This is a genomic window from Paenibacillus profundus (assembly GCF_021369635.1).
In the GTDB taxonomy this organism is placed as follows: domain Bacteria; phylum Bacillota; class Bacilli; order Paenibacillales; family Paenibacillaceae; genus Paenibacillus_B; species Paenibacillus_B profundus.
In genome coordinates this window covers 93,453-111,184 of record NZ_JAJNBZ010000016.1, presented here as the reverse complement: position 1 = coordinate 111,184, position 17,732 = coordinate 93,453, and the positions used below count along the sequence as shown (strand labels likewise).

Genomic DNA, 17,732 nt, shown 5'->3' with positions numbered 1-17,732 from the left:
AAGAGATATTACAGGCATATTTGCTCCATGGAAGGGACAAGGGGCAGCTCCAAGACCAGAGACGTATTTTCCCCATTATCTAATAGAAGTAAAAAAGCTCCTTCGCGAGAAGGAGCCTGTTATTATAATCCGAATCTATGGATGTGGCACTTACACCGTCTGCTTCTTCTGGACAACCAGCTTGTAGCCAACTCCGCGTATCGAATCAATCTGCACAGATTGCTGATTCATCTCCAGCTTCTTACGCAAAGAACTGACATGCACATCCACCGTTCGCTGCCCGCCAATATAGTCAAATCCCCACACAGCATTCATCAAATCATCCCGTGTGATAACCGTCCCTGGACGCTGGACGAGATAGAGCAACACTTCAAATTCTTTCGGACGCAATGGAATTAGATCACGGTGCAGCGTCACCTCGTATTTCTCCGGATAGATGCGTAAATCGCCAAGCACGATTACTTTATCATCGCCCTCTTCATCCATCGCATTGGCCGGAGCATCGTTAGATGTGCGGCGGAGCACAGCTCCAACACGTGCAAGCAGCTCGGCCACTCCGAACGGCTTCGTAATGTAGTCATCCGCTCCATACTTGAGTCCTTGCACTACTTCTTCCTCTGCATTGCGCGCGGTCAAAATAATGACCGGTGTCCGAACCCCTGCCTGTCTTGCCTTGGACAATACTTCAAAGCCATTCATGCCAGGAAGCATGATGTCCAGTATAATAAGATCGAATTTGCGGTGAAGGGCCATTTGCAGTCCTTGGGTACCATGGTCAACCACAGTCGTCTCATAGCCTTCTAATGTTAAGTTGTACGACAGCAGCCGTGCAAGTGTTGGTTCATCTTCAACAACTAATACTTTAAGCTCAGACATAACTATTCCTCCGAAAGTCGATTCACTTCATCGTTCTCGTCTTTCTTCATCGTATCTCAACATTATCCTAACATATTTTTAACGATGTCGACCAGTTTTTTTGAAACCAGCTGCAAACAACATGAAAACACCTGTATTCTCTTTCATGCCGTATACACGCCTCACCTGACTAACTCATTGCATTGGATGGCGGCAGCATATCCTGTAGTACCGGAAGTTCAATGGTAAACGTCGTGCCTACGCCCAATTCACTTACCACGGAAATGGCCCCATGATGGGACTCAACTAAGTGCTTCACAATGGACAACCCCAATCCCGTCCCGCCTGAACTGCGGGAGCGCGCTTTGTCCACCCGATAGAACCGTTCGAAGATGCGTGGCACATCTTTTTTAGGTATTCCGATTCCCGTATCCGCAATCGTGATTTGGATGCGTTCCGCCTCCCCCTGCTCGTTATGCTGGACAGACGCTGCGGTTACCTTGACGTGCCCGCCTTCCGGGGTATAGTTAATCGCATTGGACAGCAGATTGAGCACGATCTGGCGGAAGCGATCTTCATCAGCTTCTACGTATAAGTCTTGCTCTGCTTGCAGGTGAATATCAATCCGTTTCTTCTCCGCTTCCTTCTGCAGCATTTCCACTGTCTGCTCCAAGAAGCTGTCGACGTGCACCGGCGAGAACTGCAGCGGCACCCGCTTCGATTCAATTTTGGATAATTCAAGAATATCTCCGATAAGACGGTTTAACCGTTCGCTCTCATCATGAATGATTTGTAAGAAGGTTTTTGCAATTTCCGGATCGTTCATTGCCCCGTTCATCAGCGTTTCCGCAAAGCCTTTCACTGCTGCTATCGGTGTCTTCAATTCATGCGATACGTTGGCGACGAACTCGCTTCGCATTCGCTCCAAGCGACGAATTTCGGATACGTCCTGCATGACAAGAAGAATACCTGCCCATTCGCTATCAGTGAAATAGATAGGCACGACACTGACATCGAGCAGCCGCTCCTCCGGATAGTAAATCGTAATTTCATCATGCCGCAAAAGCTTTCGTTCCAATACTTCGGCTGTCATATGCAGCAGCTCGTGCGGAGCGTGCACGTCCTGGAACGATCGACCAAGCCATTCAATGCTCTTCACGCCGAGAATATGCTCCGCTTTCCGGTTCAACAGGGCGACTTGACCTTCCGCATCAATCATGACGATGCCGTTGATCATATGCTCCATCACCGTTTGCAGCCGGCTTTCCTTTTCACGAATTTGCGTCATCTGAATTTGGAGGCTGTCTGCCATCGCATTGATGGCCGATCCAAGCTGGCCTATCTCGTCTTTGCCGACAGCTTGGGCTCGAGCTTTATAATCCATATGGGCGAAACGAAGGGCGACACGCGTCATATTCTCAATCGGACGCGTCAAATTATAAGCGATACGGTAGCTGACGAGCACGGCGACCACAAATAATGCAGCCAGTCCGAGCGCCAAATAAGCCCACAGTTCACGTACGCTCACCTCTACATCCTCAAGGCTCATCGCCAGCCGAATATAGCCTTCGAAATTGGGAGTGTGCACCGGACTCGCCACATATAGCATGTTCTGCTTCAGTGTGTCACTGTAGCGTATATTTGAGCCCAAGCCTTCTTGGTGAGCAGCGGCAATCTCCTCGCGGGCAAGATGGTTATCCATGTTGGCTGCGTTATGATCCGAATCTCCCACGACCGTTCCGTCCGCCAGTATAAAGGTGACACGGGCAGCAGCGCTTTCGTGCAGCTTACGGGCCCAACTGCTGTAATATTCAACCATGTCGGTTGCATCGTTTCCGCGCTGCCATACAAGCGTCTGTTCAATGAGCTTGATTTCCCGGGACATATTTTGCTCCAACTGCCGGATATGGCTTTCTTTAAAGGAAGACGCCATATAAATGCCCGCCGTCAATACAGAAATGCCGATTAGCAGCACAAAAATAAGGGTCAAACGCGTGCGAAAGCGTGACATGCTCATCTCTCCACTCCATCTGTCTAAGTTTCTTATCTACGTATTCATCGTACTTATCGCGCTTCGGTTTGGCTAGATGGTAGTATATTAAGCTTTTGTAAAAACCGTTAAAACAATGATGGGTTGGCGAAATTCTCCCGCAATGTCTCGCCTCCCGCAGCCGAGTCCCATCACGAACGTAACGAGCCCGAACAGTCAGGGAATGAGCCAGATAGAGGAAATCAGCATTTCATTAAAAAGAACCCCCAGCATCAGACTGCCGGGGACAAGAATAAACATATAACGTTCGAACCAATCATTTATTTGTAATCCAAGCGGAGGCTTGCCACTCATATGAATACAGGCTCCTTCAATTGAGCCAGCTTCTCGAACGAGTCGCGATCGACGTCCGCATGCAGGCTGTTGCCGTGCGCATCCATCGTTACGATCGCTGCGAAGCCTTCGACCTGCAAATGCCACATTGCTTCCGGAATACCAAATTCGATGAAGTCCACACTATTTACCTTCTTGATGCATTCCGCGTAATATTGAGCTGCACCGCCAATCGCATTCAAATATACCGCGCCGTGTTCACCGAGCGCCGCCAACGTCTTTGCGCCCATGCCGCCCTTGCCGATGACTGCGCGGATGCCGAACTTCTTGATGATATCGCCTTGATAAGGCTCCTCCCGGATGCTAGTCGTCGGTCCAGCCGCTTTTACATGCCAGCCTTCTTCATCCTTCAGCATGACTGGACCGCAGTGATAAATGACCGCGCCGTTCAAGTCCACCGGAGCCTCATGATCCATTAAGTGCTTGTGCAGCGCGTCGCGGCCGGTATGCATCTCGCCGTTAATAATTACGACGTCACCGACTCGAAGCGAACGAATAGCCTCTTCCGTGATTGGCGTCGTCAGCACGATTTGCCGGCTTTCATTGCCTGTGTCAGCTGCCTTGGCTTGTCCGTTCGCAGCTGTAGCAGCCGACTCTTGCATTTCTACTTCCGTGCCGCGCTCATACACCCATTCTTGAATCTCGCCGGTCGTGCTGTCGATGAGGACGCCTTGACGGCGGAATGCCCAGCAGTTATATGCTACTGATACGAAAAAGCTGGCCGGCAGCCTGTTCATGACGCCAATCTTGCAGCCCAGCAGCGTTACTTCACCGCCGAAGCCCATCGTTCCAATGCCGAGCTGATTCGCTTTATCCATCACATAATATTCCAGATTATGCAATTCTGAAATCGGGTTCGTATCCTCAACCTTGCGGAACAGCTGCTGCTTCGCCAATTCGTACCCAGTCGTGCGGTCGCCGCCGATGCCGACGCCGATAAACCCGGCGCTGCAGCCTTGGCCTTGCGCTTGATATACCGCATGCATGATGCATTTGCGGATGCCGTCCAAGTCGCGTCCGGCTTTGCCCAGCCCCTCCAGCTCCGCCGGAAGGCTATATTGGATATTTTTATTTTCGCAGCCGCCGCCCTTTAAGACGAGCCGCACCTCAATCATATCTTTGTCCCATTGCTCGAAATGGATGACCGGCGTTCCCGGTCCCAGGTTATCCCCGCTGTTCGACCCTGTAAGCGAATCTACCGAATTCGTGCGCAGCTTGCCCTCCTTCGTCGCGCGGCTAATCGCCTCGCGGATTTGCTCCTTCATCACGAGTTGGTTCGCACCGACTGGCGTATGCACGATAAAGGTCGGCATGCCCGTATCTTGGCAGATAGGCGACACGTTATTTTCCGCCATCTTAATGTTGCGCGCAATCGTGCTTAGCGACAGACCCGAACGGGTTGCGGCATCTTCGCGCTCCTGCGCCCGTGCAATGGCCCGGCGAACATCCCCTGGCAGGTTCGTCGAAGTCTCTACAATCAGCTCATACACACTCTGTAAAAACGATTTCATAATTAGACGTAGCTCCTCTCATCGCATGTCATGTCCCGGAAAACGATTGATCATGATGCGAAGTCTGGTTGCGGCGGGAACGAGGCAATGCACGTATCATTTATCTATGACGACAATCACATCTCAATAGTAATATAATAACATAAGAGCACAATTTCTTCGAAGCATTTTCCAATCAGAGCGACCTTCGGCCCACTTTGGAAACACTATTTATATTAGGTTGTTCATGCGCACTTAATGAAAGGATGGAACTCAAATGCATCGATCAGACAACCAATCCGCGCTGCCCCATCACTTTTTTGCTTATATGTACCGGTTGAAGCATATCGAACGGTGGAGCCTGATGCGCAATACGAATAAAGAAAACGTCGCCGAGCATTCCTTTCATGTCGCGATGACAACACATATGCTCTGCACGATAGCCAATGAAGTGTTCCACAAAGAAATCGATACGGGCAAAGCGGTTACGTATGCGTTGTTTCATGATGCAACAGAAGTGTTCACTGGGGATATTCCAACGCCAGTGAAACATCATAATGCCCGCATTTTGTCGAACTTCCGCGAGATCGAGCAGTTGGCAGCCGAACGGCTTATCCGCATGATTCCTGAGGAGCTGCAATCCGTCTATGCCCCGCTCATCGATCCGAAGTCTGAACTGGAGAAGGAAGTTCGCTTATATGTCAAAGCGGCCGACTTATTGGATGCGTATTTCAAATGCGGCAGCGAACTGGCTGCCGGCAATCGTGAATTTGAGGTAGCAAAACATCAGACGGAGGAAAAGTTGAAGCAATTAGGTCTGCCCGAGATCGATTATGTGCTGGAGAAGCTGGCGCCGAGCTTCGATATGACGCTCGATGAAATGTCTCTTATGGACTAATGCTGCACACGCTTCTCCTTCTGCAGCTGTATCATTTGGGTTTCTCGAATCAAGTCTGATAAAATAAAGGCAGTATCATAAACGAAGACAATTGCCTAGGTTAAAGAGTCATCACGAAAAGGAGAGTGCTATGCCCATCTTCAACGTCACACTGGTCCACCGAATTTTTCGCGCTGCATGGGTCGCCATCGTACTTGCAGCCGCCATTGCGCTATTCTATTACGGATTTCCTATCATCTATCCGTTCCTTGTCGCATGGTTACTCGCTTACATGATGAATCCAGTCGTACGCTTTCTGGAACGTCGCTGGAAGTTTCCGCGTTGGCTCGCCGTCACTGCTTCATTGCTGCTGTTTGCGGCCATCATTGCGTTCGCGGTATTTGTGTTCGCTACAAAAATCATCGCAGAATCCTGGCATATTATGGGGATTGTGCAAGAACAAATTGTAGAATGGAAAGATCTATTAATCGATTATTATCAATCCGCGGATTTTCAAAATTTATTACTGGAGTTAAATAACACGCTTAGCTCGGTCGATATCCAATCCTCGTTATCCAAATATACGAGTACGATTGCTGGTGCAGGGACGACAATCGTCGCCTATTTATTTATGTTTTTGAAATCCACCATCTTGTTTCTGCCGAAGTTCGCTGTTATTACCGTTATCATCATGGTCGCAACATTCCTTATCAGCAAGCAATGGAATCAGATTGCAGCACGGGGCGCTGCAATCATCCCTGAGCAAGTACACACCTCATTTGGCGTCGTCGCGCGCGATTTGCAGAACGCTATCTTTGGCTACATAAAGGGACATATTATTCTGTCAACGATTACCGCGATCGTGTTCTTTATCGGACTGCTCATCCTGGGCGTTCCGTATGCGTTCACCATTGCCATCATCGGCGGCATCGTCGATCTTATTCCACTGATCGGCATTCCGGCCATCATCGTTCCTTGGGCGGTATTCGCTTATTTTGAAGGGGATATTTTCTTGGGTACGGGGCTCTTAATATTGTGGCCGGTCATTCTCGTCACACGGCATGCGTTCGAACCGAAAGTATACGGCTCCAGCATCGGATTGAATCCGCTCATGCTGCTTATCTTTCTGTTTGCGGGGTTGAAGCTGTTCGGCGTCATCGGTATTTTTGTCGGCATCATCGCGCTCGTCGTGCTGACCGCGCTTCAAAAGGCGAACGTATTTCGTGACGTATGGCGTTATGTCATGACAGGTAAATTTCAAAGTGAGTGAGTAACCAATGAGCTGATCTCGTGCAATTAAATTGCATAAGATCAGCTCATCTTATTTATGGGTTATTTAAAATAGGAAGCCGAGGATGTCCCATACCCAGCGGTTGCTGTCAACTTGTCCCTCACCGCAATCGATGACGTCCACGTGATGCTCCGCTTTTTCACGTAGCGTATCGATAATCCGATCTGGAACAAAGGGCACCTTCTTCCTCAACTGCTCCAATAGTGGAATGGCCATCGCATGTCCGACAATTTCGGCGGCTAACGAGTCTCTAAACTAATATGGAGTTCTCTGCGTTCTCTAAGCCAGTGTTCCTCCAACACGCGATCCGCTATCACTTTCCCCGCTTCCATCAGACTGCCGAACGATTGCAGCAAATCCATAAGCTCTTCATTATTTACAATGCGGACAACCCGAGGCTCAGTCACTAACAACACGTTGCGGTTATGGATGTTGATCGTAACATGAGACATGAGAGCACCATTCCTTTACATATTGTACTTGCGACAAGTCAGCGACTGGTATGGCTCCGCATCCCTTGAAGCGGCTCGATACAATCATGTACCGGAACGGCTGATCTGCTGGCTGGAGCGTCTAGCTTAACTGGCTTATGTCTTTATTGTACAAGGTCGGCGCTCTCGCAACCATTCAACTCTCTTACAGTATCGAGCCGTAAGCTTACACTATCGCAAGCATTCGGCGTAATAACCGGTAACGTAGCCGCGAAACATACAGGCTGCTGGAGACAGGTAAGGCTGATCTGCCCATGCAAGCTGAATGGAGCGCAGACATACCGGCTCTTCAATAGACAGCATGACGATAGCAGATTCCTCCTCCCGAACAGGCGACGGGAGCAAAGCGACGCCTTTTCTATTCGCCTGGGTTGTGTCGGTTATAGCTACATGTGGAAGCCTGTTCTTTAGCGAAATAATGCATTTTGAACCTTGTAAGTTATGCTGGCTTCAGCGTATCTGTATGTACCCGCTAACAGTGATCCTTGGTTATGCTGCCTTTAAAGAAGACAGAAAGTATGCACAGACAGCATACCCATTGTCAATCGTTGGATTTGGTGTTGTCTTGTATCATTATGGCCGCTGGCACAAGTCAGCGGTCTTCTTATCATTTCCTTCGTAATTCTTAAGATTTACTGATACTCTCTCTTAACTTTCCCTTTATCTGGTTGAAGAGTCCGGGAACGGCCGATATACTTGGTCTGGAACGAAATGGAGGAGAAAGAATTGAGACAGAAATGGAAAGCTGTTATCCTGCTGCTTGCTGTGATTTCTTTGCTGGGGGGCTGCTTCGCCGAGAAACCGGTGTTCGAAGAGCTGGGGCCAGAGGGCAAGGGGAAAATGAAAGTGCTCTATTATGACGAGGACAGTTTTTTTAAGGAATTTGGAAACCAATTTAATTTGAAGTACCCCAATATTGAGTTGGAGGTTGTGAGCACCGCTCCAATTGGCCGGGAAATGCAGGCTAACGGCACGACCTATGAGGAAGAATATCTCAAACATATCGAGAAGAACAAGCCGGATGTTCTGATTGTGAGCAGACGCGACCTGTTCGATAAGCTGGCGGAGGAAGACAAGCTGTATAATTTGGAGGCGATTATCGAACAGGAGAAGTTCGATCTTGACGGCTATTTGCCCGGGTTCGTCGATTTGCTGCGGGAACGCGGGGGCGGCTCGCTATACGGCCTGGCACCGTACTTTTCGACCTCGGTCGTCTTCTATAACGCCGATCTGTTCCGGGAGCATCATATTGAACCGCCGCGCAATAAGATGAGCTGGAAGGATCTGATCGAACTGGCGAGCCGGTTTGCGGAATCCGGTTCCGAAGACGATCCGATCTACGGTTTGGTTAATCAGTACGGACGAGCCGACAGCATTTTTTTTGATGTGGCCGGCAGCTTGTCGTTGCGGCTGTTTGATGCGAAAGGGGAAAAAATCGCGTTTAATACGGACGGCTGGAAGGAAGCGATGGAGCTGACAGCCAATGCGATACGCGGCAAAGCGGTTTTTTCGACGCTGTTGGAACCGCAATACCTCTATGGTGAGGTTGAGGCTGTACAGAGCGAGAATTTCTTCAAAGGCAAGGTCGCAATGGTGCTCGGATCGCCCTGGTTCATGCACGAGATTAGGGAGCATCCGAAATATGATAAAGAAGCAACGCCAATCGACTGGGGCATCGTGACCGCGCCTGTCGATCCGGGGAATCCGGATGAATCACAGTATGTGTCTCTTCACGACGAATTCGCTATCCTGGCCGATTCCCCGAACAAGCGGGCCGCCTGGGAATTCGTGAAGTACGTGAACGGTCCAGAGAGGGCGAAGGCCGCTTCCCGTTCCTTGCGGGACTTGCGGGACGAGCTGCCGACAAGAGGGGAGTACATGAAAGAGCTGGACGGCAAAAGCCTGGAGCCTTTCTTTATGCTGAGACCGAAGGCATCGAGCGGAACTGTATGGGGCGGACCGAACGTGAAGATTCCGCCGGGCTTCTACTGGCACTTCGCGAACCTGATTAAGCAGGAACTGAGAGACATGATCGAGAACAATAAACCGGCCGAAGCCGCCGTTGCCAAGATCGAGGCCGAAGGCAACGTTATCCTCAAGCAAGAGCGGGAGAGAGACAAGGCGGAGGCAGAGAAGGCGCGGGAGAAAGCGCAGGAGAACGGCGCGAAGAAGTAGACACGAGGAAGGCTGGATCTGAGGCCGCTGACACAAGGCGGCGGTCTTTTTTTCGGCAGACAGGGACGCTTCAAGAGGGTGCGGGAACGAGTGGAGATTCTTACTATTCTTAACATTCACTTTGTGATTCGCTTAAGGTTTCCTTTGTCTGGCTGAATCGTCCGGGAGCGGCCGCTATACTTGCTCTGGAATGAAAGGGAGGACAACGAGTTGAGACAGAAATGGAAGGCAGCCATTTTGCTGCTAACGGTAATCTCTTTGCTGGGAGGCTGCTTTGCCGAGAAGCCGGTGCTCGAAGAGTTGGATCCGGAGGGCAAGGTGAAAATTAAAGTAATGTACCACAACGAGGAAAGCTTTTATAGGGATTATGGCAATGGCTTTGATGCGAACTTTAATGAGAAATACCCCAACATTGAGTTTGAAGTCATCAGCCTCATTAAAATGTACCGGGATATCGAGAAGAATGGGACGAGCTATGAGGAAGAGTATCTCAAACTAATTGAGAACAACAAACCGGATGTCCTGTTTACCGAAAAAACCGACCTATTCGAGAAGCTGGCGCAGGAAGGCAAGCTGTACAATCTGGACCCGATCATCGCACAGGAGAAATTAGATGTTGACGGCTACATGCCCGGGCTCATCGATATGCTGCGGGGTTATGGCGAAGGCTCGCTATACGGCCTGGCTCCGTCCTTTTATACGCAGAACCTTTACTATAACGCCGATCTGTTCCGGGAATATCATATTGATCCGCCGCGCAATCAGATGAGCTGGAAAGAGGTGTTGGAGTTATCGAAACGCTTCGCCGGCTTGGGTTCCGAGGATAAGCCCATTTATGGCTTGACGGAGGAGTTCGGCCGGGCGGACGATCTCCTTTTCGGGATGGCGGCGACCTCGTCGCTGCGCGCGCTTGACGCGAAGGGAGAGAAGCTTGCGTTTAACACGGAGGGCTGGAAGGAAGCGATGGAGCTGGTGGCCGATGCGGTTCGCAGCAAAGCGGTATTTACGCATCCTTTGGGGGAAGAGGGCGTGAGTTATTATTTGCAGAGCGAGCCGTTCTTCGGGGGCGAAGTCGCGATGGTGCTCGGATCATCCATGTTCCTGAACCAAATTTTGCAAGGGACGAGACAGGAAAATGTGAAGGAAATTGAGTGGAACATGGTCACCGTTCCCGTCGATCCGGCTTCGCCGAACGAATCTCCATTCGTGGATTTGAACGGCATCTATGCGATCGCGGCCGATTCCGCGAACAAGCGGGCGGCGTGGGAATTCATGAAGTTCGTGAACAGCCCGGAAATGGCGAAGGCCGTTTCCCGCTCCCCGCATGCCGGCCTGCAGACAAGATCCGGCTTCACCAAAGAAGTGGCCGGCAAAAGCACGGAGAGCTTCTATATGCTGCGGCCGAAGGCCGGGGGCGGTTCCATCTGGGGAGGCTCGAACGTGAACCGCCCGGATGAGTTCACTTTTGGCTTCCCGAGTCTGGTGAGAAAACAATTGTACGAAATGGTCGAGAACGGGAAGTCTGCCGAAGTGGCTGCGGCCGCCATCGAGGGCGAGGGCAACGCGCTCCTCAAGCAGGCGCGGGCGGCGCAGAAGGCGAAGGGGAATGCCGCGAAGAAGTAGGGCTTAGGAAGCACGGAAAGCCTGATTACAATGGGAGGCAGCAGGCAAAGCTTGACGAAGGCTTCCCATTGAAGACAGGGTGTGCGGCCGCTGACGCAAGTTGGCGGCCATTTCTTGCTTTGTGTCAGGAAGAGAGTTATTCCAAAGGGGGAGCAGAACGATCGCGGCTTCCTTAATAGTTCTTAACATCCCCTATCGATTTGATTAAGATTCCCTTTATCAGGTTGAATGGTGCGGAAACCGCCGATATACTTGCTTTTTGGACGAAAAGGAGGAGAACGGTTTGAGAAAGAAATGGAAGGTTGCCATACTGCTGCTTACTGTGATTTCTTTGCTGGGGGGCTGCTTTAGCGAGAAGTCCGCGCTTGAAGAGCTGGGTCAAGAGGGCAAGGGGAAAATTAAAGTGCTCTATTATGACGAGGGCAGCTTTTATAGCGATTATGGAAACAATTTCAATGTGAAGTATCCCAATATTGAATTCGAGGTCATCAACACGGATCAAATATACCAAGATATGCAAGAAAATGGAACGACCTATGAGGAAGAATATCTCAAATTTATTGGGAAACACAAGCCGGATGTCATTATGACCGGTTCGGACAGCTTCGAGAAGCTGGCGCAGGAAGGCAAGCTGTACAATCTGGATCCGGTGATCGAACAGGAGAAATTCGATCTTGACGGATATATGCCCGGGCTCATCGATATGCTTCGGGAACGCGGCGGCGGCTCGCTATACGGCTTGGCTCCGTACTTTAATGCCTCGGTCGTCTATTATAACGCCGATCTGTTCCGAGAACATCATATTGAACCGCCGCGCAATAAGATGAGCTGGAAAGAACTGCTCGAATTGTCGAGCCGATTCTCGGGCCTCGGTTCCGGGGACGATCAGATTTATGGTTTGTCTGATGAACTCGGCCAAGCCGACGGCATGCTTTTTAATGTGGCAAGCAGCTCGTCGTTGCGATTGTTGGACGCGAAGGGGGAGAAGGTCACGTTCAATACGGATGGTTGGAAGAATGCGGTGGAGCTGACAGCCAACGCGATTCGCGGCAAAGCGGTCTATACGGCTTCTCTGGAGCCGGAAAAAGAAGGTACGATGTATTTTTTGCAGAGCGAGCAGTTCTTCAAAGGCAAAGTCGCGATGATGTTCGGATCGGCCTGGCTCATGAGCGATCTTCGGAACCGTCCGAAGTATGATAGCGACATCAAAGAAATCAATTGGGAATTCGTTACGGCTCCCGTCGATACGGCTGCGCCGGAGGAATCTTCCTTTACGGTTTTGGACTCCATCTATGCGATCGCGGCCGATTCTCAGAACAAGCGGGCGGCATGGGAATTCGTGAAGTTCGTAAACGGTCCGGAAATGGCGAAGGCCACTTCCCGTTCCTTCCGGGGCCAACTGCCGACAAGGGTGGACTCCATGAAAGAGGTGGACGGCAAAAGCATGGAGCCCTTCTATATGCTGCGGCCGAAGGCTTCGGGCGGGTCCTTATGGGGCGGCTCGAACGTGAACGTCCCGAACGGCTTCCGTATGGCCTTCTCCAACCTGCTCATTAAGGAATTGAAGGCGATGGTCGAAAACGGAAAGTCTGCCGAAGAAGCCGTTGCCGCCATCGAGACCGAAGGCAATGCGGCCCTCCAGCAGGCGCGGGAGGCGGCGAAAGCGAAGCAGCAGGCCGGGAAGAAATAAGCTGCCGATGGGCAGATGGTGAATGACAGAAGGAGAGAAGGCAAAGTGACAAGAAAGTGGAAGTCCGTCCTGCTGCTGCTTGCGGTGATGGCTATGCTGGGACTGATTCTTTGCTGCACCGCTACGACCGCAGGAATGTATGTCCTCGCCATCGTATCTGCTGCAATCAGCGTGTTGCTCCTTAGTGCCAGCCTTGCCAGGAAATCAGAAAGCTGAACGGCACTAGAACGTAAAGAGCCTTGCTCAGGCACATTCACCTGAGCAAGGCTCTTCTATAATTCATCGTTATCTCGTAATAAACTGGTAGCTGAATACCATCAGCAAAATCATCACAATGAACAGCACGAAAATCAAGAAGCTGAAGGTGCTGATCTTGCCGGCTGCCGCTTGATCCGCCTGTCCGGACTTTACCGCTTGGAGCGCTGCTTTCAATTGCTTGCCCATTATGCCGCTGAATGCCGCAATCGCCAAGAAGACGACTGTCGTCAGCACCATCCACAGCACACTATAGGGTGCCTTGCTCATTAAATAGCCGCCGGTAATGAACTGAACGATCAAGAAATACTGCGCGATGCGGTTCGCCGTCACAATTCCGACAAGCAATCCTTCCTGTCCAGGTCCCGATACAGTCTTCATCTTGCCAACGATAAACGGGACGATCGCATAGAAGCCCATAAAGACGGCGCCTAAAATGTGTAATAGGTTAAAGGCACTGTACATAAGTATACATTCCCTCCATAGTCATGTTATGTATCTTACCGTTCTCTATTATACTAAATCCCCCCTCCAAAAACAAAGAAGAGATGCCATGAAAAATGGCATCTCTTTGAACTTTACAGTGATATATATCACACATTATAAAAAATTATCCAGATACAACTTGAATGACATTGCGAACCGACTCAGCCGATTTATCCAATGCAGCCTTTTCGTCTGCCGTCAAATCCACTTCAATAACCTGTTCGATTCCGTCTCCGCCGAGCACGGCCAACACGCCCATGAACAGCCGATCATAGCCGTATTCGCCTTCAAGGTATGCAATGACTGGCAGAATGCGCTTCTTATCCTTCAAGATGGCTTCCGCCATCTGCACGAGCGATGCCGCAGGCGCGTAATAGGCGCTGCCATTGCCGAGCAGATTGACGATCTCGCCGCCGCCGACACGCGTGCGCTGCACAATCGCTTCGATGCGCTCTTGCGGAATCAGCTTCTCAATCGGAACGCCGCCGACATTGCTATAGCGAACGAGCGGCACCATATCGTCGCCATGGCCGCCCAATACGACGCCGCGCACGTCTTCGACGGATACGTTCAGCTCTTGCGCAATAAACGTGCAGTAACGAGCCGTATCCAGCACCCCGGATTGGCCAATGACGCGGTTTTTAGGGAAACCGAGTGTTTGGAAAGCCGCATACGTCATGGCATCAACTGGGTTGCTCAAAATAATCACATAGGCATTCGGGCAATATTTCTTTACATTCTCGCATACCGACTTCACAATACCGGCATTGGTGTTCACCAAGTCATCCCGGCTCATGCCCGGCTTGCGCGCAACTCCTGCGGTAATAATGACAATATCGGAATCTTGCGTATCTTCATAGTTAGACGTCCCGGTAATTTGGCTGTCGAAGCCTTGAACCGGACTTGCCTCGAGCATGTCGAGCGCTTTCCCCTTCGTCGGATTCTCCAACTGGGGTATGTCAACTAATACGACATCACCAAGTTCTTTCTGAGCCAACATTAAAGCGGTTGTGGCGCCTGTGAAGCCCGCACCCACGACTGTAATCTTATTGCGTCGAATGGCCATTTGTGATTCGACCCCCTAGTTCATATGATTTATAATTTGGTCAGCAAATTGAGAGCATTTCACTTCAGTCGCATCTTCCATGAGCCGCGCGAAATCATAAGTTACAGTCTTGTTGTTGATGGCGGTTTCCATTCCTTTGTAAATCAGGTCGGCTGCTTCATTCCAGCCAAGATGTTCGAGCAGCATAACACCGGACAAAATAACCGAACCCGGGTTAACGACATCCAAGTCGGCATATTTCGGTGCTGTTCCGTGAGTCGCTTCGAAAATCGCATGACCGGTTACGTAGTTGATGTTGGCACCCGGTGCGATACCGATGCCACCTACTTGGGCAGCCAGCGCATCGGACAAGTAGTCGCCGTTCAAGTTCAGCGTCGCGATGACGTCGAAGTCCTTCGGACGGGTTAATACTTGCTGCAGCGCGATATCGGCAATAGCATCTTTAACGATGATTTTGCCGGCCGCTTCCGCTTCGGCCTGCGCTTTATTAGCCGCTTCTACGCCATCACTTTCCTTAATGCGGTCATATTGCCCCCACGTGAATGTTTGTTCAGCGAACTCCTGCTCCGCAACTTCGTAGCCCCAATTTTTGAACGCGCCCTCGGTATATTTCATAATGTTGCCTTTATGCACGAGCGTCACGCTCTTGCGTTTATGTTCGATAGCGTATTCGATGGCTGCACGTGCCAGACGCTTGGACCCGTCGGAGGATACCGGCTTAATACCAATACCGGATGTTTCCGGGAAACGGATCTTCTTCACGCCCATTTCCTGCTGCAGGAATTCAATGACTTTCTTCACTTCTTCCGAACCGGACGCGTATTCGATACCCGCATAGATATCTTCCGTGTTCTCGCGGAAAATGACCATATCGACGAGCTCCGGACGCTTCACCGGCGAAGGCACGCCGTCGAAATAACGGACCGGACGCAAGCAAACGTATAAATCAAGCTCTTGACGAAGAGCAACGTTAAGCGAGCGGATGCCGCCGCCTATTGGCGTTGTCAATGGACCTTTAATCGCAACAATATATTCGCGAATCGCCTCTAGCGTATCGTTCGGCAACCATTCGCCGTATGCATTAAACGCCTTCTCACCGGCAAAGACTTCATACCAAGCGAGCTTGCGCTCCCCCTTATACGCTTTCTCTACCGCCGCATCCAGAACACGTTTGGAAGCGCGCCAAATGTCTCTTCCTGTTCCGTCCCCTTCAATGAACGGGATAATCGGATGGTTGGGAACTTGAAGCTTGTCTCCCTGAATCGTAATTTTCTCGCCTTCGGTCGGTAATTCGAATTTCTCCAATTGAAGCATGAACGTTCCTCCTTAAATTGCGTGTTCAAAAAGTGAACTTTTCAGCACCGAGAAGGTTGCATAACCTGAAGAAGGAGGAGCGCAGTGTAGGCAAGACTACATGAGCGCCTGAAATGTGTCCGCAGGAAACATACTCCGGAAGCATAAGCTCTTCGAGGGTGAATGCAAGATTCGATGTCGAATCTGCTTACGGTCACACTACGTGATCAAAAGGGCACTTTTTGAACATCCTCTTAAAGTTAATTCCCACGAGCCTGATGGCAATATACAACAGCTGACGGGAGCTACAATCCTTATTGTAGCAACCCGCCTTTTATAAAGACAACCTAAGTTATCGCGATATGTTCATCTCATCCAAGCATAAACCGTCTTAACGCTCCTGAATCGGGATGAACAATTGGCTTAAAGGCCCCGTATATTCGGCACGCGGACGAATAATGCGGTTGTTCTCATACTGTTCCAATATGTGCGCCGTCCAGCCGGACACGCGGCTAATGGCGAAGATTGGCGTAAACAGATCGCGCGGAATACCCAACATGGTATATACCGACGCAGAGTAGAAGTCCACGTTCGGCTTCAAGCCTTTCTGTCCAGTTACCAGTTCTTCAATACGGGTGGACATTTCGTACAATTCGAGGTTCCCGTTCATATTGCCGAGTTCACGCGACATCTTCTGCAGGTGCTTCGCGCGCGGGTCGCCGTTCTTGTATACGCGGTGTCCAAATCCCATAATTTTCTCTTTGTCGTCGAGCTTATGCTGAATGTAGTCTTCGACCCGGTTCAATGATCCGATCTCTTCGAGCATTTGCATAACCGCCTCATTGGCGCCTCCGTGCAATGGCCCCTTGAGTGCGCCGACAGCCGATACGACGCCCGAATACATGTCGGACAGCGTAGCCACCGTCACCCGTGCGGCGAATGTCGAAGCGTTCAGCTCATGATCGGCATGAAGCACGAGTGCTTTGTCCATGGCTACAACGGCGCTATTTTCAGGTTCCTCGCCGTTCAGCATGTACAAAAAATTATAGGCGATAGAGTGTCCCGCCTTCGGTGAAATAGGCTCCTTCCCTTCACGAATACGCGCGAAGGCAGCAATAATGGTAGGGAGTTGAGCTTGCAACTTGATAGCTTTATCCACATTCGCTTCACGGCTCATGTCATTTGCCGTTACGTCATACAAAGCCAATGCGGAAATCGCAGAACGGAGAACAGCCATCGTATTGGCGTTCGATGGATACAACTTCATTTGATCAATCACGGCAGAAGGTATTGCGGCATATTCATCAAGCCGCTCACGCAACTCCGATAATTTGTCTTGATTCGGCAAATTTCCAAACCACAATAAATACACAACTTCTTCAAACGTTGCGTATTCAGCTAAATCGTCGATATTGTAACCACGATAGGTCAACACGCCATCGATAATCGAACTAATGGAAGAAGTCGTTGCAACAATGCCTTCCAAACCTTTCGTCGCTGTCATCTGTCCTCTCTCCTTTGCATATCTAACCTATAACATCCCAACTTTCTCTTTTCTCTGTCTTCACCTGGTGCATATTTACTGCACTGTAAATCGGCAGTGTACTCTTCCTCGATCATAAAGGATATTGTCGGAATTGTGAACGGTTTCAGTGCAATATTTGGATAGAAATGCTTTATCACTGTCATAAAGGTTTTTTTGTGATAGGAAAAAGAACAGGTTTTGTGACATTGTGCATAGCTATATATAAAAGGGG

At 50.2% G+C, this 17,732-nt stretch carries 18 protein-coding genes; 7 read left to right on the top strand and 11 right to left on the bottom strand.

Annotated elements, in window-relative coordinates:
* Nucleotides 1-150 precede the first annotated feature (150 nt).
* The 4 genes from LQV63_RS18485 to LQV63_RS18470 form a co-directional block, all read right to left on the bottom strand.
* A complete protein-coding gene (locus LQV63_RS18485; protein ID WP_019422804.1) occupies nucleotides 151-876 on the bottom strand; it encodes a response regulator transcription factor in 726 nt (241 codons plus the stop codon).
* 169 nt (nucleotides 877-1,045) lie between these two features.
* Complete coding sequence (pnpS, locus tag LQV63_RS18480; RefSeq protein WP_233697834.1) at nucleotides 1,046-2,866, bottom strand: two-component system histidine kinase PnpS; 1,821 nt, start codon at nucleotides 2,864-2,866, stop codon at nucleotides 1,046-1,048.
* 195 nt (nucleotides 2,867-3,061) lie between these two features.
* Nucleotides 3,062-3,199 (bottom strand): hypothetical protein, encoded by a 138-nt coding sequence (locus LQV63_RS18475; protein WP_233697833.1) that lies wholly within the window; start codon nucleotides 3,197-3,199, stop codon nucleotides 3,062-3,064.
* Nucleotides 3,196-4,749: a fumarate hydratase gene (locus LQV63_RS18470; protein WP_233697832.1), complete on the bottom strand. Its 1,554-nt coding sequence runs from the start codon at nucleotides 4,747-4,749 to the stop codon at nucleotides 3,196-3,198. Before LQV63_RS18470 ends, LQV63_RS18475 begins: the two co-directional genes overlap by 4 nt.
* Nucleotides 4,750-5,005: 256 nt before the next feature.
* Here LQV63_RS18470 and yfbR point away from each other — a divergent pair, with 256 nt between their 5' ends.
* Both yfbR and ytvI read left to right on the top strand, forming a co-directional pair.
* Nucleotides 5,006-5,626 (top strand): 5'-deoxynucleotidase, encoded by a 621-nt coding sequence (gene yfbR / locus LQV63_RS18465; protein WP_233697831.1) that lies wholly within the window; start codon nucleotides 5,006-5,008, stop codon nucleotides 5,624-5,626.
* A 130-nt stretch (nucleotides 5,627-5,756) separates the two neighbouring features.
* The gene (ytvI, locus tag LQV63_RS18460) at nucleotides 5,757-6,875 is read left to right on the top strand and encodes a sporulation integral membrane protein YtvI (RefSeq protein WP_233697830.1); all 1,119 of its coding nucleotides are present in this window, start codon (nucleotides 5,757-5,759) and stop codon (nucleotides 6,873-6,875) included.
* Between the two features lie 66 nt (nucleotides 6,876-6,941).
* On the opposite strand, the gene LQV63_RS18455 is transcribed toward ytvI, so the two are convergent.
* From LQV63_RS18455 to LQV63_RS31490, 3 genes are all read right to left on the bottom strand, one after another.
* On the bottom strand, nucleotides 6,942-7,112 hold the full coding sequence (locus LQV63_RS18455) for a hypothetical protein (RefSeq protein WP_233697829.1): 171 nt from the start codon (nucleotides 7,110-7,112) through the stop codon (nucleotides 6,942-6,944).
* A gap of 23 nt (nucleotides 7,113-7,135) precedes the next feature.
* Nucleotides 7,136-7,348, bottom strand: coding sequence for a hypothetical protein (locus LQV63_RS18450; protein WP_233697828.1), 213 nt, complete (start codon nucleotides 7,346-7,348; stop codon nucleotides 7,136-7,138).
* 210 nt (nucleotides 7,349-7,558) lie between these two features.
* Entirely contained in the window at nucleotides 7,559-7,690 is a 132-nt protein-coding gene (locus LQV63_RS31490) for a hypothetical protein (RefSeq protein ID WP_267934105.1), read from the bottom strand.
* Between LQV63_RS31490 and LQV63_RS18445 the strand changes: the two genes are divergently transcribed.
* The 5 genes from LQV63_RS18445 to LQV63_RS18425 all read left to right on the top strand — a co-directional run bounded on the left by LQV63_RS18445 (nucleotide 7,653) and on the right by LQV63_RS18425 (nucleotide 13,091).
* Entirely contained in the window at nucleotides 7,653-8,009 is a 357-nt protein-coding gene (locus LQV63_RS18445; protein ID WP_325175901.1) for a disulfide bond formation protein B, read from the top strand. The genes LQV63_RS31490 and LQV63_RS18445 overlap by 38 nt on opposite strands.
* A gap of 104 nt (nucleotides 8,010-8,113) precedes the next feature.
* Complete coding sequence (locus LQV63_RS18440; protein WP_233697826.1) at nucleotides 8,114-9,562, top strand: ABC transporter substrate-binding protein; 1,449 nt, start codon at nucleotides 8,114-8,116, stop codon at nucleotides 9,560-9,562.
* Between the two features lie 210 nt (nucleotides 9,563-9,772).
* Nucleotides 9,773-11,185 (top strand): ABC transporter substrate-binding protein, encoded by a 1,413-nt coding sequence (locus tag LQV63_RS18435; protein ID WP_233697825.1) that lies wholly within the window; start codon nucleotides 9,773-9,775, stop codon nucleotides 11,183-11,185.
* Between the two features lie 283 nt (nucleotides 11,186-11,468).
* Nucleotides 11,469-12,875, top strand: a complete 1,407-nt coding sequence (locus tag LQV63_RS18430) for an ABC transporter substrate-binding protein (RefSeq protein ID WP_233697824.1) — start codon at nucleotides 11,469-11,471, stop codon at nucleotides 12,873-12,875.
* A 45-nt stretch (nucleotides 12,876-12,920) separates the two neighbouring features.
* Entirely contained in the window at nucleotides 12,921-13,091 is a 171-nt protein-coding gene (locus LQV63_RS18425; protein ID WP_233697823.1) for a hypothetical protein, read from the top strand.
* 69 nt (nucleotides 13,092-13,160) lie between these two features.
* On the opposite strand, the gene LQV63_RS18420 is transcribed toward LQV63_RS18425, so the two are convergent.
* The 4 genes from LQV63_RS18420 to citZ form a co-directional block, all read right to left on the bottom strand.
* Nucleotides 13,161-13,595: a hypothetical protein gene (locus tag LQV63_RS18420; RefSeq protein ID WP_233697822.1), complete on the bottom strand. Its 435-nt coding sequence runs from the start codon at nucleotides 13,593-13,595 to the stop codon at nucleotides 13,161-13,163.
* A 145-nt stretch (nucleotides 13,596-13,740) separates the two neighbouring features.
* On the bottom strand, nucleotides 13,741-14,682 hold the full coding sequence (gene mdh, locus LQV63_RS18415) for a malate dehydrogenase (protein WP_019422789.1): 942 nt from the start codon (nucleotides 14,680-14,682) through the stop codon (nucleotides 13,741-13,743).
* A gap of 15 nt (nucleotides 14,683-14,697) precedes the next feature.
* Entirely contained in the window at nucleotides 14,698-15,996 is a 1,299-nt protein-coding gene (icd, locus tag LQV63_RS18410) for an NADP-dependent isocitrate dehydrogenase (protein ID WP_019422788.1), read from the bottom strand.
* 370 nt (nucleotides 15,997-16,366) lie between these two features.
* Nucleotides 16,367-17,479 carry a citrate synthase gene (gene citZ / locus LQV63_RS18405; RefSeq protein WP_019422787.1) on the bottom strand — a complete coding sequence of 371 codons (1,113 nt, stop codon included), beginning with the start codon at nucleotides 17,477-17,479 and terminating at the stop codon, nucleotides 16,367-16,369.
* Nucleotides 17,480-17,732 lie beyond the last annotated feature (253 nt).

Coding starts and splice junctions, on each gene's coding strand:
- pnpS (WP_233697834.1), bottom strand. CDS start 2,866: ATGTCACGCTTTCGCACGCGTTTGACCCTTATTTTTGTGCTGCTAATC.
- LQV63_RS18445 (WP_325175901.1), top strand. CDS start 7,653: ATGGAGCGCAGACATACCGGCTCTTCAATAGACAGCATGACGATAGCA.
- LQV63_RS18475 (WP_233697833.1), bottom strand. CDS start 3,199: ATGAGTGGCAAGCCTCCGCTTGGATTACAAATAAATGATTGGTTCGAA.
- LQV63_RS18450 (WP_233697828.1), bottom strand. CDS start 7,348: ATGTCTCATGTTACGATCAACATCCATAACCGCAACGTGTTGTTAGTG.
- icd (WP_019422788.1), bottom strand. CDS start 15,996: ATGCTTCAATTGGAGAAATTCGAATTACCGACCGAAGGCGAGAAAATT.
- LQV63_RS18485 (WP_019422804.1), bottom strand. CDS start 876: ATGTCTGAGCTTAAAGTATTAGTTGTTGAAGATGAACCAACACTTGCA.
- LQV63_RS18420 (WP_233697822.1), bottom strand. CDS start 13,595: ATGTACAGTGCCTTTAACCTATTACACATTTTAGGCGCCGTCTTTATG.
- yfbR (WP_233697831.1), top strand. CDS start 5,006: ATGCATCGATCAGACAACCAATCCGCGCTGCCCCATCACTTTTTTGCT.
- mdh (WP_019422789.1), bottom strand. CDS start 14,682: ATGGCCATTCGACGCAATAAGATTACAGTCGTGGGTGCGGGCTTCACA.
- citZ (WP_019422787.1), bottom strand. CDS start 17,479: ATGACAGCGACGAAAGGTTTGGAAGGCATTGTTGCAACGACTTCTTCC.
- LQV63_RS18455 (WP_233697829.1), bottom strand. CDS start 7,112: ATGGCCATTCCACTATTGGAGCAGTTGAGGAAGAAGGTGCCCTTTGTT.
- ytvI (WP_233697830.1), top strand. CDS start 5,757: ATGCCCATCTTCAACGTCACACTGGTCCACCGAATTTTTCGCGCTGCA.
- LQV63_RS18470 (WP_233697832.1), bottom strand. CDS start 4,749: ATGAAATCGTTTTTACAGAGTGTGTATGAGCTGATTGTAGAGACTTCG.
- LQV63_RS31490 (WP_267934105.1), bottom strand. CDS start 7,690: ATGCTGTCTATTGAAGAGCCGGTATGTCTGCGCTCCATTCAGCTTGCA.